Consider the following 16,496-nt stretch of genomic DNA (forward strand, 5'->3'; position numbering starts at 1 on the left):
TTCCACAGCCTCGATCGATACCGCCAAGTAGCTCCGATCTGCAGATGACCCATGCGCCCGTTACGCGTGCCGCGAGGCCTTGCCGAGTAAGCCTGAGGCCTAATTGCGCCTTCGCCACGCCACCGGACCGGGCAAGCGGGTGGAGTAAGACACGTAAAAGTTACCCAGCACTCGCACCCCAGTCCGCACCTCACGACCCCATCACTACACGAAGGACCGACTGCGCCGAGTCCAGTTCCGGTCAAAACCCAAATCCTGCGAGCACAACAGGGCGCTCAACCAAAAGACTCATTGCACATCAAGTCGCTCAATTTCGACGACGGCGACCTGACATCAGCCGAATCGCCAGGTCGCCACCCGGCCAAACGAAAATCAGGAGCCCATTTCCCTCAGCCACGAATCGAAATCCGCTTGACCGTGAAGATAGGAACCAGTAGCAGTCTTGAGGTCAGCACCCCCCAAGCGATCAAGAGCAGTCCAGACGAGCGTGTCATCCGCATACTCGGGAGCACCTTCTCGAATCCGCACCATCGCCCAATCGGCAGCAAGTTCTCGTGAAACCTCAGACTTGACCAACGCCAACAGCATCGATCTAACCTCGTCAAAAACACTATGCACGCGACTACCTTGTTCCTACATAATTACCGAATTCATCAAAAATGTAATGAATCTTTTGATCGCCCGTAACTTTTACGTCAGGGCGTACAATTCGCACATTCCCAGCGTGATCTAATGTTTCATGCCAAATCCGCGTTGCACCACTCTCCGGGTTCCACTCGCGAACCATGCGCCTACCCAGCATCTCTCCCGCAGTTCTCGCCTCGGATATTTCACTATAGAATCGAACTCGTCCATCCGAAAGCTCACGAACTCCCCCCTTTCCATATTTTTTGGCTTGGTCCATAAATTCAGATGGATACGCGCCAAAGTACGGCACCTGCCCTGCCGCGCAGTTGTGAACCAGTACCGGAGTCAATCCAGCGAGAACATAGTAAGTATGTACGCCCTCGACAGTAAGATTGTAGACGCGCCGTTGCGTCGTAGACCATTTGTCGATGGCAACAATTGGAATCGACACCCCGGATTCAGTCAGAAGTGTGTCACTTGCCTCCAAGCGAGTTGCACTGATCCACTCGTTGCGACCATTAGACCAGAACGAATGCTCATCGGTTGCAGTAACGTCGCCCGAACGGTCGGTCTTCGCACCATCACCGACAGTGACTCTTACGAGGTCCTTCTGACCTTCGCCAATGATCGTCGCGACGACCGGGCGAGACTCGGTACGACCAGTCTCGGGATCAGTCGCAACGACCTCATCTCCGAGCTCCACCTCTTCGATCGGCTTGGTCAGGCCACCTGCCATGAGGACACGGGTGCCTCCGACGAAGCTGTTCTTGCCGACACAGGGCGGATTGACCGGGAAGTCATGAGCCGCCCGCTCAGCGACGTTCTCTGCGCTCTTGACGGCTTGCTTACCCGACTTCCAAGCGGCAGCTCCCCATCCTAGGAAGGGAATGGCCGCACCCAGCGAAATCCCAGCATTCAGCTTGTCGCCTTCGCCGGCATACAACCAGGCATTGAACAGATCCGCAGCTTCTCCAAGACCCGGTACGTAGCCAAGAAGATCGAGAACGCCGTGCGCAGCCTCCGAAGGGCTGTCCGCCTTGCCCAACTGCCAGAGCATCCCGACCAGGCTCCCGGGCGGGAGGATCACGTCGAGTACATCGGAGATGGACGGGAAGCCGCCACTGTTGTTCGACTTGCCTGCTCCACCCAGTTCTGACGGCGGCAACTGATTGACGTTCCGGACGATCGGACCGTCCCCGGTCACGGCGTTCGTAATCTTGTTGAGGTTGTTGTCCGCGGCCGCGCTTCCGCCGACAGCGATCGCCGGGAGATGCGGACTCGGCGACACCGGCGCGATGGCACCGCCACCGCCATAAGCAGGCTGCGCCACAGCTTTCGGTACCGGCAGCGGGTTGTTCTTCGCAGCGTTCTGCGCAGAGGCCCTGTAGTCGATCACCGGACCAGGTGTGCCTCTACCCGGAGTGCCGACATACTTTCCGTTGCCTACCCCTGCTCCCCTTTTACCTGTTCCGGTGCCGGGACCATAGCCAGACGGCTCGCCAGGTCCGTCTGGCTGCCCCCAGTTGCCGCCCGACACGTCGTCCAGATAGCCCGGGTTTACGCGGATCCCACCGCTTCGCAGGCCCAGCTGGGCCGGAGGGGCAGGAGGACCGAACCACTGGCGGATTTTCGGCGCAATCACTTCACAGAAGCCAATGGAGACCAGGCAGTCCCACCGGAGGAAATGCCCGTCCGGGTCGATTCCGTTCATCGGACCCGCGTTGCCATAGGTGTACCGGTTGCTGACGACCGACGGATTACTCGGCAGCGCGATGTCGTCCCGCGCGTTGAACGTCCCCGTCCCCGGCGAGTACCACCGAGCACCCATGTCCACGTTCCCGCTGTCGGGGTCCGTGTAGTCGGACTGGTACCCGAGCGTCGACGTCGAACCGGTCGAGCCGACCTTCTTCCCGAACGGGTCGAACGTGGTCGATCCGCTCAGGCCACCGGCCGGGTCGAGGCCCGCGACGACGTCTCCGTGCTGGTCGGTCACCGCGAGCTGCGACACCCCGGCCGCCGAACGCTGGCCGAGCAACTGTCCACCGGCGCCGCGGGCGAACTTGGCCGCGCCGTCGGTGATCAGGTCCAGGCTGGTTCCGTCGTAGCCGAACGTCTGTCCGTTGCGGACCGACATCCGGTCGAGGCCGTCGTATCCGTAGGTGCTGGCGCCTTCCTTGACCGCCCGGTCGAAGGCGTCGAAACCCGACTGCACGGAATTACCCGCGTCGGTCCGGGACTCGAGAGTGCCTCGGGGGCTCCACGCGAATGTGGTGGACCCGTCGGTCAGCTGCCTGTTCCGTTCGTCGAACGTGGCCGTCTTGTCGCCGGATTTGGTCCGGTTGCCGGACTTGTCCCACGAGTACTCGGTCTTCTCACCGCTGGCCGTCCACGACGTCATCCGGCCGGCGAAGTCGTAGCCGTAGACGTTGCTACGCGATCCCTCGGGGCCCGAGGTGTTCTTCGTGGTGAGGCGATCGTCGAGGTCGTAGCCGTAGGTCACTCCGGCCAGCGTCGCGTTGTCGGCGCCCTTCAGCGTGTCCGAGGACATGCGACCGAAATCGTCGTAGCCGAGGGTCCTGACCCGGCCTGCTCCGTAGTCGACCGTCCCGACGCGGCCACCCGTGTCGTAGCCGATGGACTGGCGCACGCCTGTCACCCCGTCGGACTGGGTCGCGAGCCTTCCCTTGTCGTAGGTGAAGGTCGACGTCCCAGCCGCGTCGACACGTTTGGCCAGACGTCCCGAGTGGTCGTACTCGTAGGTCGACACGCCGGTCGTCGGGCCGGTGCTGGTGAGCAGTCCTCCCCTGTCGTTGTAGGTGAAGACCTTGGCCCCGCCGGGCGAATCGACACTGGTCAGCCGGCTCGTGAGGTCGAAGCTCCGCTTCCGTTCCGTCGTCGGCTCCGAAGCACCGCCGCCGGTCTCACCGGTCAACCGGCCGAGTGCGTCGAACTCACGGACCCGCGTGACTCCACCAGGTGCCAGCAAGTTCGTGGCCTGGCCCTTGAGGTCGTATCCGGTGGTCCACGTCCGGTCCTTCGGCTCGGGATGGGCCGCGGTCGCGGGTTCGATGGTGGATTCGGGCAGCCCCAGCGAGTTGTAGGTCTGGATCGTCGCGTTGGCCCGCCCGTCGGTGACCCGGGTCCGCTGACCCGCCGCGTCGTAGCCGAAGCCGAAGACGATGGAGTCGGTCGCCGAGACCTGCTCCTCCTGCCTGGTCATCCTTCCCTGCGCGTCGTAGGCGAACTTGACCGTGTGACCGTAGGGATCCGTCGACGACAGGCGGTTGCCCGCCGGGTCGTAGCTCGTCGAAGACTTCCGCAGGATGCGTTCGCTCGGGTCGAGATCGAAGCTGCCGGTCGAGCGGCCCGCCCCGTCGATACTCGTGTACCGCGTGTTCCCGGCTCCATCGCTGGTGCGGACGCGGTTCCCCGCGAGGTCGTACCCGAACTGCGTCACGACGTTCGCCGGGTCGGTGGCGTTGACGCGCTGGCCGAGCGCGTCATAGCCGAACCGGGTGCTCTCGCCGGACGGCGAGGTCGTCGACTTCAGGTTTCCGGCCGCGTCATAGCGCAGCTTCGTCGTGTACGCCGCGGGCTCCGGGTACCGCTCCAGCTGGGTGGCGGTGATCGGACGTCCGAGGTCGTCGTAGGTCGTCTCCTGCCGCGAACCGTTCGGATCCGTGACGGACAGCTGATCACCGGCGTTGGTGTACGAGTACTTCCAGACGCCTCCGTCCTGATCACCCGCGTCCGCCCGCGGATCGACCCGCTCCAGCAGCCTGCCGAGCTGGTCGTACCGGAACCGGGTGACGGCGCCCTTCGGGTCGGTGGAGGCGATGACCTTGCCGTCGGCGTCGTACTGCGTCCTGGACACCGCCTTGGCGGCCGTCGCTTCCCCGGGTTTGCGGTATTCCGGCGAAGACGAGTCGATAGCCCGGCCGAGACGGTCGTACGTCGTCGTGCTGACGTGACCGTTGGCATCCCGCTTCGCCGTCGGCTCACCGAAAGTGTTGAACCCGGTCTGTGTCTGGGGACGTGTCCGCGTCACGGCGCCGCCGCCGCTTTCGACGTCCACCGCGGGGCCGGTCACCGTCGTCGCGAGCCCGGCGCTGTTGTACCCGAGGTTCGTGGTGAACGCGGCCGGGTCCGCGCCGCTGACGTTCCCGCGCGGATCGGTGACCGAGGTGACGAGCCCCCGTTGATCGAACGTCCGGGTGGTGGTGAACTTCTGAGACCCTCCATTGAGGACGGACTCGCTGATCTTCCGGCCGGCGGTGTCATAGCCGTACTCGGAGCTCTCCACCCTTCCCGCGTCGATACGCGAACTGTTCGAGCTGCGACCGGTGTGCGTCACCGCGGTCAGGTCACCGGCGAGCGAGTACTGGAACTCGCTCCGGTTGGCCAGCCCGTCCGGATCGAGGGTCTGCGACGTCCGGCGGCCCGTGGGGTCGTATTCGTAGGCCGTCACCCCACCGCCCTGGCGAGTCTCCTGGACGACGTTCCCGGCGGCGTCGTAGACGAGTTCGCTGAGCGTGACGTTCGTCTTGGGGCCCGAAAGGTTGTCCGGATCCGACACGTCGACAGCGATCTTCTTCCGCAGTTTGTCATCGGTGTAGTACTGGTAGCGGGTGGTGCGCCCCACCGCGTCCGTCTCGCGGATCAACCGTCCCGCGAAGTCGTAGGCGAACGACTTGAGGGTCAGCGAGGCCCCGAGGGAACCATCGCCGTCGCCGTCCCCTTCGCCCGTCCCCGCCTCGATCGTCCCGCCGTGCCAGCCGCGCAGCCGGATCTCCGCGATCGCGTTCCGGGCGGTGTACGCGTACTCGTATTTGTTCCCGATCGGGTCGACCATCCAGGTGCGGTTGCCGAAGCCGTCGTACCCGAAGAATCGTTTGCCGCCCTCGGCATCCGTGACCTCCCTCGGCCTGCCGAAGTCGTCGTACGCCGTAGTGGTGACGCGGTTCGGATCGCCACCCGTCAGGTCGAGGACCTCGTCGCGGGTCACGTTCCCGTCCGCGTCGTAGTCGTTCTTCCGCTGCGCGGTATGGGTGACACCGGTGACGGGGTCGCTCGAACCCGGGCTCGTGGCCGTCGCCTGCCTGGACAGCAGGTCGTAGGTGAAGGTGGTCGTGACCCCGTTCGGGTTGGCGTCGCTGACCTGGGTCTCGGACTTCTTCCGCCCGAGCATGTCGTAGGTGTACTTCGTGGTCAGGCCGGCGGCGTTGACCAGTTCGGCGAGATCACCGTTCTTGTAATAGGAGTAGGTGATCTCGCCGCCGCGAGGGTCGGTCGTCTTCTCGATCAGTCCACTCGGGACGTTCCCGCCGCCGACGGCCGCTTCCGTCCCATCGGTGTACACGTGCCGGACGACGGCGCCATCGGGTGTCGTCTGGGTCGCGAGCAGACCTCGGTTCCACCCGTCGGTGTAGGTGGACGTCGTGGCGAACCTGGTGTCGTTCGCATCCGTCGAACGGGCGTCGCGAGAAGACAGGATCTTGTCGTTTCGCGCGTCCGTGACGTCGTTCGGGTTGAAGTAGTAGCTGTAGTAGCTCGTCTGGCAGTCGCCGGGAGCGACTCGGCAGCTCTTGCGGGAGGTGACATTCCCTCGCGCGTCATTGGTCAGGACGACCTGGTCACCCAGCTCGTCGCTGATGGTCGTCTGGAACCCCTTGTCGTCGTAGTCGTAGGTCCGTACGCCCAGTCCCACGACCGGCCCGCCGACCCACGTGCTGCCCCCGTTCACCGGGCCACCACAGAAGCCGCCCGTCGGTGGACAGCCGGGTGTGGGTTCCGGTGTCGGCCTGCCCACGTTGTCCAACCTGTCCTCGGCACGGATTCCCTGGCCGAGTGGCGCGATGGACCGCAGGATGCGACCGCGCGCCGGGTCGTAGTCGTAGAAATGGAGCCGGTTCCCGGGATCGGTCACCTGCGTCGTCCGCACGAGGTTCGTCGCCGTCCCGGCGACGACGGGCGAGACGATCTTCCAGTTCCCGCCGTTCCGGTCCGTGAACTCGCTGAGACGGTCCGCGGTGATGTCATAGGAGAGCTTCGCGGCGACCCGTCCGCTCGGCAGCGTGATCTTCGAGAGGTAGTCCGCCCCCGCCTTCGCCTGGAAATGTGAGAGGGCGGCGGTCTGCCCGAGCGGGTACTCGTAGAAAGCGACCTCGTCGATCAGGCCGGAGAAGAATCGCCGGGGCTCGGTGCCCCATCCGGGCCAGGACGACGGCGGCACCGTGTAGGCGGCACCGATCTGGTTGAAGGTGATGTCGTCGTGCTGGATCTCGCCCGCGGCCGTACCGACCTTTTGCCCGTCCAGGTAGAGCGTCTGGGTGGCGAGGGAGCCGGAAAGCACGACGTGGTGCCACTGATCGTCGTTCACCGACGCCGAAGAGGTGATGGGGCCGGCGGCACCGTTCCAGAACTGACCGCGCAGCTTGCCGTCCGTTCCCACGTAGAGCACGGGAACGGCGCCTTGTGGCGTCTCGTTGATCTTGGCCTTCTGGTACCCGAAGAGAGGGCCGCCCTGGGTGGTCTTGAACCAGAGCTCGACGGCGAGATCGCGGTTCTTCTTCACCGTGCCGTCCGGCAGGGTGATCACCGAGGAAGTCCCGTTGAAGGACGCCGCGGTGTCGCCCGCGTTCGCCAAGGGACCGGGCTGGCCCAGCCCGACGTCCTTGAAGGTTCCCTTGTCCTTGCCGAGGTTGGTCTGCACCTGGCTGTTCGCGTCGGTGCCGGCGGTCTCTCCGAGCCGCCAGTACGACGCGGGCCGGGAATCGATGACCGAGCTGCGGTAGTGCGAGCCGGCGGTCTGTTCGTACCCGGTGCATCCGCCGTACGGATCGCAGACCTTGCTCAGCTTGTCGCCGTCGTAGGTGTAGTTCCAGGTGAGCTGCTTGCCGTCGATCGGGTCGGTGCTCACCGACGTGACATGGTTCCCGGTCCACTTGAAGTAGAGGATCCGGTCACTCGTCCTGCTGATCACGCGCTTGAGGTGATCGACCGTTCCGTAGTCGAGCTCGATGTAGCGGCCGTTCTGGTCGTGGACCGTGATCAACCTGCCGTCGGTCCGGAACCGGTAGACGGTCGCGGACCTGTCGACCAGCATCCACCCGCCGCCCGCGGCTTCGACCTCGGCGTGGAAGTCCATCTGGCGCCCCTCGGGCGCCGCGAACGTGCCGTCGGCGTTCCGCCCGAACCGGATCTGCTGTCCGTCGGAATAGGTGACGACGACGTTGCCGGAGCCGTCGTCGTCCGGGACGACGCGCATGTCGTAGCGGGTGGTCCAGCCCGCGCCGAACATCAGGTCGCGCCGCGGGTCGAGGCTGTTGTAGGTACGGGCGACGCTGAGCTCGGGCCCGGTGACCCGGACGGTCGCGTCCACGGCGCTCGAGTAGTAGTTACCGGTCTGCGGGTCGAAGTCCGACGGGCCGCCGCTGTAGGGCGCGTTGGCCAGATGCGACGTGATCTCGGGCTGGGGCACCGCGGTCAGCAGGTGGCTGGGCGGCAGCTTCTGGCTCTCGGAGTTCCCGTCGAAGGCGAAGGCACGCCATTGATAGTCCTTGCTCCAGCGCAAGGCGTTCTTCGGAACCGTCCACGTGCGCTTGTCGACGTATCCGGAGTCCGTGCACGAAACCCCGGTGAGAGAACCGTCCGGGTTCTGGCGGTAGCTCTCACAGATTTCGAACCGGTACTTCAGGCCGTTGGTGTTCGGCGGCGCGTCCACGTCGACGGCGTCGACCCACAACTGTGGTGTCAGGGTCGGCGCGGAATAGCCGTTCGGCGGATACTGGGCCTTGACCACCGGCGGCACGTCGATGACCTTCATCAACAACCTGATCGGTGGGATCTGTTCGTCGGTGAACCAGGCACCACCGCGTCTCAGCATGCTGAAGTCGAGGATGTAGTCCCCTGGCTCGATCGCCTTGATCTTCGCTTCGAGCGTCACCGACGCCCCACGAGGCACGTCCGAGGTCAAGGTGGCGGCCTCGACGGACGCCACCGGCTGCCCGTTCGTCTTGAAGGCCCGGTAGCCCAGGGCGTACGTCGGCCCTGTCCAGGTCTCGGCGCCCCGGTTGGTCACCGTGATCTTGATCTTGCCGTCTTGGATCTTGGTGACCGGCGGATCGATCACGCCGGAGTCCACGCGGTACTCGGCGTCGTAGATCGAGTGCGTCACATACAGAACCGGCGGGTTCACCGTGCGGTGCCCGGCGAATTTCTTCCAGCCGAAGGGATCTGTCTCGGAGGCGCGAATGCTCAGGCCGTAGTTCGCCTGCGCGCCGGTGGCCCAGCGCTGCACGAGGTCACGTCCCGGGACACCGAGGTTGATCAGCTCGTAGGCCGCCGGGCAACTCGATCGGGACTGCCCGCGCCCGACGTATCCGTGCGCGAAGGACGAGTCGGCCAGAGCCGGGCCGTAGGCGGGGCCGGGGAATCCGCCGCCGCTGCCCCACGGCGCGACGACCGGGTGCACCGACAACGGACGCGGCTGGCAGGACCACGCCCAGGAGTTGGCGAGGCTGAGGTAGGCACCGAAGATCTTGTGATTGCGGAGGCGGTCCTGAACACCGTCGAAAGCGAGGTAGCTGGCGGCCTTGATGCTTCCGGTCGTACCCGCCTTCAGTTCGGACCCGCCGTCGCCGCGACTCCCGTTCTGGACGACCATGCTGTTGTTGGCCTTGCCGGTGTCCACGCTGGGGTCGACTTCGACCGGATATTGCCGGGCGGGGTCGCGGAGCCAGGCCGAGTCGAGATCCACCTGCAGCGCGGGACGGCCCTTGTGCTCGATGAGCCGGTACGTGACACCGTGCGAAGTCGCGAAGTCACCGCTCGACGGATCCTGTTTGGCGTCGTTCATCACGCCGGGCGGGATCTGCGCGACCTCTCGGCCGCTCTCGTCGGACAACGACACCCGGCCGTCGACGATGGCGGGTTTGAGACCGGTCAGCTTCAGCGGGAAGATCCAGCTGTGCGGGGCGTTCGGCGACTTGAGGACCAGGGTCTCCTTCACTCCGCCCGGAAAGACGTCGAGGCGAAGATCGGATTCGGCCCGCACGGACGGATACGTGATGGTGCTTCCCGAGACCGCGCCCGCCGTGTCGGCGACGCCGTCGACCGAGTAGCCGAACTGGTGCCGGGGATCGACGATCACGTTGACGACGGGATCCTTCGCGGCCGACGGCGCGAACTCGAGTCCGACGTTGTCACCGGCGTTCCGCCAGCCCGGTTTACCGGCGTTCGGCACGATCGTGGTGTCGATCGGCTGGAACTTGCCGTCGGGGGCCTGGTAGTTGACGTCGTCGCGGCTGAACTCGGTGGTTTGAGTGCCGTCGGTGTTCGCGTACGTGCGTTCCCTGGCCGTGCGCTTCTCGGGAAGTTCGCGGCTGGTCGCCTTGTCGAAGCCCTTGACGTCGCTCGGGCCTTTCTCGACCCGGACCTGGTTGCCACGTACCGTTTCGGTGCCCCCGCCGACTTCGGGGAACTTCGATTGCAAGGACTTGGGTCCCGCCGCGTTCGGCACACCCTGGTCGTCGTCGTGGCCGGCGGCGGAACCAGTCTTCTGCTTGGGCGACAACGCCATCGCCCGCGCCAGCCGTTCCGCTCCGTCGGCCCAGCCCGGTGTCTCGTTACGCGCGGCCGGGCCGATCACCCCGGCCAGCAGCGCGAGGACCATCACGACCAGCAAAGATCGCGACGGCACGGATTTTTTGCGCGCGCTCGAACCACGACGAGAGAACATGGGGAACCACCTAAGTCGGGAAACGAAGTCCGGCTGGGTCGAAGACTCGTCCGGGTGTGATCGTGCGAATCCGCCGCAGCGGATTCGCACGATCACACCGATGGGTCGGTCAGATGTTCGGCTTCGGCGCCGGCCCGCCGGTGAAGACGGATCGAGGCGTCTCGGCCGACCGTGCCGAGGCGGCCGCGGTCGTGGACTCGTAGATGTACGAAATGCCGTCCAGATCACGGAAGGTGACGATGACCCCACCCGCCCCGCGAGTCACCATGGACGGGTCCGTGGCCGTTTGGTACGACGCGCCGGTCCGCGAATCGGTGAGCCGTACCCAGGCCCGGTACGCGCCGCTGGCCGGGGCCTGCTGCTCGGTCTGATAGACGAAACCGTCGTTGGCCCGCACCGCGACATGGACGATGCCGCCGGAATCCATGGCCACCGCGGGTGTCCCGTTGGCCACCACTCCGGAAAGCACCTTCCAGGTGCCGGTGAAGCCGTCGGCCGTCTCCCGCTGGGTGACGACGTTTCCGTCGGGCTGGACGGCGAAGGCCTGGAGGTTGTAGTCCGGATTGGCCACCGCCGCCGCGGGATTCGTCCAGCCGGTCCCGGGAACGGCGATCCATGGCCCGAGCACACCGTTCACGTAAGACGATTTGGTGTAGGCGCCCGAGGTGGTGCGGACGAGGAGGTCGATGCCCTCGGTATGGGCGACGGCGGTGATGTCGGAGCTCAAGCCCGAAGACTGGAGGACGCGCCACGGGAGCAGCTGCTTCGACCCCGGATCCTGATCGCGGACCCAGAGCTTGCCGGCGGCGTCCGTCGCGAACAGCGACAGGACACCGTTGCGCTGGGCCGACACGGCGGGCCCCGGCATCCATCCCCCGGCGCCGGCGATCGGAGTCCAAGCGGTGGTGTTGGGCGCCTGTGTGCTCGTCCGGGTCTCACTGTCCTTGCCCAAAGCGGCGACCCGGAGCGTGTCGTCCGCGGCGCGGACCGCGCTGGGCGTACCGACGTACTGCTGGTAACCGAGGACCGTCGTGAACTCGACGATGCCGACGTCGTCGGTGCGCTGACGACCGTGGATCAGGCGGCCGAAGTCGTCCGTGTAGAAGTACTGGAACCGGCCTGCCGCGCCTTCGATGACGTTGGTGGCGGCATTGGGGCGAGCGGGCACGGACGGCCGGGTGGGCTGCCCGGTGTCGACCAGTTTGCAGTCGTCCGTCGTGACGGAAAGCTGCCAGTCCGCCCCGATCGTTCCGATGACGGTGGGCCCCGGCGCCCAGGTGCCGCCGCCGAGATAGCGGTACCACTTGATCTGCCCGTTGTTCTTGTCGAGGGTGTAGAGGACGTCCCCGCCCGCCGACGCGATCTGGGCGAAGTTCTGCCAGCCGCCCGAGCCGACGACGGTGGCGTATTCGATCCAGCGCTGGCTCGCCGCGTCGTACTGGAACCGGTGAAGGGCTCCGGCGGGCGTCCGCGCGTAGAAGACCCCGGCGCCCGCGCCGACGATCAGGTCGTACCTCGCCGAGGTCCAGCCGGTGTCGATCAGCCGGTCGGTCCAGACCTTGGTCGCCTCGTCGTAACGCTGCCACGCGAGGATGCCGTCGTGTGACCAGAAGAAGTCGCCGTTCGCGTCGACGGTGATCCGGTTGCGCTGGGAGGGCAGCGTCACGCCGTTCCAGCCGGTGGCGATGACCTGGCCGGCTCCCCCGTTCTCCCAGCCTGTCGCCAGCCGGCGTTGCCGTGTGACGTTGCCGTTGTCGGCGATCAGGTACATGCGGCCGTCGGGGCCAGCCAGGGTCTTGCCGTTCCAGGTGTTGCCGATCGTCGTGTTGCCCACCCACGAGTTGGCGCCTGTCTCGGGCTCGTTGTGCCGATCCATCTGCAGGATCGTGTCCGGCTTCGTGTAGAAGACACCCGCGTTCGCCCGGCAGGTGATCGTCTCGGCGGCCGCGATCTGCGTGCCCGTCGTCGCCGCCACACCGCTGAGCGCGATGGTGAACGCGGAGCAAAGAATCGCTGGTCTTCGAACAGACCGTTTCTGGCGCATGGGAATCCTTTTTCGTGATGGTGAAGGCACTTCGGGCAGCACTGATCAGCTCCGCCGCCAAAACGCGGTGGAGCTGCGAAGACCCTGGATGAAACGTGGACACACGACGTCGACCGGGCTCACCCTCCCGTGAGCCGTCCGATGATCACATCGGCGCACCCCGGCGGCTGTTACTGAATCTTCAACAGTTGGGCCGTCCGGCCTACATCGGACGAACATCGTCCCAGCTGGTGGACGTCTTCAGTCCCGTCGAAGTGGTCACCGTCACGTCCGGCAAGCGCCTGAGCAGGGGACTCGTGGCAGAGTCCGCTCCACCGTGCCTGGGGGCCACTTCGGGTAACGATCCAGGCAGCGGATCCGGTACTCTGGTCGCCAAGGTCGAGAGGCGCTGCAACGGACCACTGGGTCCGCCACGCTCGGCCCTGGACTTCACCGCAAGGGCGCCTCCCACGACATGGGAGGAGCGCTGGATGGAAACGACCGCCCTGCGAAAGCTGCTGGACGAGCGCATCGTCGTGCTCGACGGCGCGTGGGGGTCGATGCTCCAGAACGCCGGCCTCAAACCTGAGGATTACCGCACCGAGCGGTTCCAGGATCACCCCCGTGACATCACCGGCGACCCCGACCTGCTGAACATCACCAGACCGGACGTCGTCCTCGACATCCACCGCCAGTATCTCGACGCCGGCGCGGACATCACCACGACGAACACGTTCACCGCCACCACCATCGGCCAGGCGGATTACGGGCTCGAGAACCTCGCGTACGAGATGAACCTCCGCGGCGCCCAGATCGCGCGCGAGGCGGCGGACGCGGCGGGCGGGAAACTGGTCGCCGGGTCGGTCGGGCCGCTGAACGTCACGTTGTCGCTGTCGCCCAAGGTCGAGGACCCGGCGTTCCGCGCGGTGAGTTTCGACGAGGTCTACGCCTCGTACGCGGATCAGATCAAGGCGCTCGCCGAGGGCGGCGTAGACCTGCTGCTGATCGAGACGATCTTCGACACCCTCAACTGCAAGGCCGCGATCGCCGCCGCCCGCGACGTCGCGCCGCATCTGCCGCTGTGGATCTCGGTCACGATCGTCGACCTGAGCGGCCGGACGCTGTCCGGACAGACGGTCGAGGCGTTCTGGAGTTCCATCGAGCACGCGGAGCCGTTGCTGGTCGGCGTCAACTGTTCGCTGGGCGCCGAGGAAATGCGCCCGCACATCGCCGAACTGTCGCGCCTCGCGGGCACGTACACGGCCTGTCACCCCAACGCCGGCCTGCCGAACGCTTTCGGCGGGTACGACCAGACACCCGAGGAGACCGGCGGGCTGCTCGGCGACTTCGCCACGGCCGGGATGGTCAACGTCGTCGGCGGCTGTTGCGGCACGACTCCCGCGCACATCAAGGAGATCGCCGACGCCGTCCGGGGGATGGCGCCGCGGACCGTCCCCGATCCGAAGGCCAGCACCCGGTTCAGCGGGCTCGAGCCGTTCGAAATCGGCAAGGACACCGGATTCGTCATGATCGGTGAGCGGACCAACGTCACCGGATCCGCCAAATTCCGCAAGCTGATCGAGGCCGACGACCACCAGGCCGCCGTCGACGTCGCGCTGGAGCAGGTCCGCGGCGGGGCGAACCTGCTGGACGTCAACATGGACGCCGACCTGCTCGACAGCGAAAAAGCGATGACCACCTTCCTCAACCTCATCGCCACCGAACCCGAGGTCGCCCGGCTGCCGATCATGATCGACAGTTCACGCTGGACGGTTCTCGAAGCCGGGCTGAAATGCGTGCAGGGCAAGGGAGTCGTCAACTCCATCAGCCTCAAGGAAGGCGAGGAGCAGTTCCTCCAGCAGGCCCGGCGCATCCGTGACTACGGCGCGGGCGTGGTCGTCATGGCCTTCGACGAGACGGGCCAGGCCGACACCGCCGACCGGAAGGTCGAGATCTGCGGGCGGGCGTACGATCTGCTGACGCGGGAGGCCGGTTTCACCGCCGAGGACATCATCTTCGACCCGAACGTGCTCGCGGTCGCGACCGGTATCTCCGAGCACAACGGGTACGCCAAGGCGTTCATCGACGCGCTGCCGCGGATCAAGGAACGCTGTCCCGGCGTCCGCATCAGCGGCGGTATCTCGAACCTCTCGTTCTCCTTCCGCGGCAACAACGTCGTGCGCGAGGCGATGCACTCGGCCTTCCTGCTCTACGCGGTGCGCGCGGGGCTGGACATGGGCATCGTCAACGCCGGGCAGCTCGCGGTCTACGAGGACATCCCCAAGGATCTGCTGGAACTGGTCGAGGACGTCCTCTTCGACCGTCGCGAAGACGCCACCGACAGGCTGGTCACGTTCGCGGAAACGGTCAGTGGCAAGGGAACCCAGCGCACGGTCGACCTCTCCTGGCGGGAGAACACGGTCGAGGCACGGCTCAGCCACGCGCTGGTGCACGGCATCGTCGACTACATCGAAGAAGACACCGAGGAAGCGCGCCAGAAGCTGCCGAGGCCGCTCGAGGTCATCGAAGGCCCGCTGATGGACGGCATGAAGATCGTCGGCGACCTGTTCGGGTCCGGCAAGATGTTCCTGCCGCAGGTGGTCAAGAGCGCGCGCGTGATGAAGCGGTCGGTGGCCTACCTCGAGCCGTACATGGAGGCCGAGAAGGAGAAGGCTCGCCTCGAAGGCCGCGTCGAAACCCGCCAGGGCAACGGAAAGGTCGTCCTCGCGACGGTCAAGGGCGACGTGCACGACATCGGCAAGAACATCGTCGGCGTCGTCCTCGGCTGCAACAACTACGAGGTGATCGACCTCGGCGTGATGGTCCCGGCTTCGGTCATCCTGGACACCGCCGTCTCCGAGGGCGCCGACGCCATCGGGCTTTCCGGCCTGATCACGCCGTCGCTGGACGAGATGGTCAACGTCGCCGCCGAAATGGAGCGGCGCGGGCTGAAACTGCCGCTGCTGATCGGCGGCGCGACCACGTCACGCCAGCACACCGCGGTCCGCATCGCGCCCGCGTACGAGAACACGACGGTGCACGTCCTCGACGCCTCCCGTGTCGTCGGCGTCGTCGGTGACCTGCTCGACGCGGATCGCGCCGAGCTCCTCGACAAGCAGAACCGCGAGGATCAGGAACAGCTGCGCGTGCAGCACGCGAACAAGCAGCGGACGCCGCTCCTGACGGTCGAGCAGGCCAGGGCCAACCCGGAGAAGGTTTCCTTCGACGAGGTCCCGACACCCGCGTTCACCGGCGTCCGGTACGTCTCGCCGTCGCTCACCGAACTGCGCGAGATGATCGACTGGACGTTCCTGTTCCTGGCCTGGGAGCTGAAGGGCAAGTACCCGGCGATCCTGGACAACCCCGTGGCGCGGGAGCTTTTCGACGACGCGAACACCCTGATGGACCAGATCGTCGCCGAGGAACGCTTCCAGGCCAAGGGCGCGTACGCGTTCTGGCCCGCGCATTCCGAGGGCGACGACATCATCCTGGAGTCGGGACTCAAGTTCCCGATGCTGCGCCAGCAGACCAAGAAACCGCTGGAGCGGCCGAACCGCTGCCTGTCCGACTACATCGCGCCGGCGGGCGCGGGCGACCACCTCGGCGGGTTCGCGGTCACCATCCTCGGCGCCGAGGACTTCGCGGCCGAGTTCGAGGCGAAGCAGGACGACTACCGCGCCATCATGGTGAAGGCGCTCGCGGACAGGCTCGCCGAAGCGTTCGCCGAGTACATCCACCTCAAGGCCCGGCGGGACTGGTTCGAGCCGGACGCCGATCCGAAGCTGGAGGACCTGCACGCCGAGCGGTTCCGCGGCATCCGCCCCGCGCTCGGCTACCCGGCGAGCCCGGATCACAGCGAGAAGCAGGAGCTGTTCGACCTGCTCGACTCCGACAGGCTCGGAATGGCGCTGACGGAGTCCTTCGCGATGACACCGGCGGCGAGCGTCAGCGGCCTGATCTTCGCCCATCCGGATTCGCGGTACTTCACCGTCGGACGGCTGGGCAAGGACCAGGTCGAGGACTACGCCGTCCGGCGAGGTCTCGAACTGTCCACTATGGAGCAGTGGCTGCGCCCGAACCTCGCCTACGAGCCCGAATGACACAATG

General features: G+C 66.0%; 4 protein-coding genes. 1 reads left to right on the forward strand and 3 read right to left on the reverse strand.

The annotated features are described in order from the left end of the window. Nucleotides 1–372: 372 nt before the first annotated feature. From HDA45_RS09035 to HDA45_RS09045, 3 genes are all read right to left on the reverse strand, one after another. Nucleotides 373–588 carry a hypothetical protein gene (locus HDA45_RS09035; protein ID WP_184893644.1) on the reverse strand — a complete coding sequence of 72 codons (216 nt, stop codon included), beginning with the start codon at nucleotides 586–588 and terminating at the stop codon, nucleotides 373–375. Between the two features lie 34 nt (nucleotides 589–622). Further along, on the reverse strand, nucleotides 623–10,366 hold the full coding sequence (locus HDA45_RS09040; RefSeq protein WP_184893646.1) for a polymorphic toxin-type HINT domain-containing protein: 9,744 nt from the start codon (nucleotides 10,364–10,366) through the stop codon (nucleotides 623–625). Between the two features lie 109 nt (nucleotides 10,367–10,475). Further along, nucleotides 10,476–12,410, reverse strand: a complete 1,935-nt coding sequence (locus HDA45_RS09045) for a tachylectin-related carbohydrate-binding protein (protein WP_184893649.1) — start codon at nucleotides 12,408–12,410, stop codon at nucleotides 10,476–10,478. Nucleotides 12,411–12,880: 470 nt separating this feature from the next. Between HDA45_RS09045 and metH the strand changes: the two genes are divergently transcribed. Then, on the forward strand, nucleotides 12,881–16,489 hold the full coding sequence (gene metH, locus HDA45_RS09050; protein ID WP_184893651.1) for a methionine synthase: 3,609 nt from the start codon (nucleotides 12,881–12,883) through the stop codon (nucleotides 16,487–16,489). Nucleotides 16,490–16,496 lie beyond the last annotated feature (7 nt).

This window comes from Amycolatopsis umgeniensis (assembly GCF_014205155.1).
Taxonomy (GTDB): Bacteria; Actinomycetota; Actinomycetes; order Mycobacteriales; family Pseudonocardiaceae; genus Amycolatopsis; species Amycolatopsis umgeniensis.

Excerpts from the sequence above, each read along its gene's own strand:
- HDA45_RS09035 (WP_184893644.1), bottom strand. The coding sequence starts at position 588 with ATGCTGTTGGCGTTGGTCAAGTCTGAGGTTTCACGAGAACTTGCTGCC.
- HDA45_RS09040 (WP_184893646.1), bottom strand. The coding sequence starts at position 10,366 with ATGTTCTCTCGTCGTGGTTCGAGCGCGCGCAAAAAATCCGTGCCGTCG.
- HDA45_RS09045 (WP_184893649.1), bottom strand. The coding sequence starts at position 12,410 with ATGCGCCAGAAACGGTCTGTTCGAAGACCAGCGATTCTTTGCTCCGCG.
- metH (WP_184893651.1), top strand. The coding sequence starts at position 12,881 with ATGGAAACGACCGCCCTGCGAAAGCTGCTGGACGAGCGCATCGTCGTG.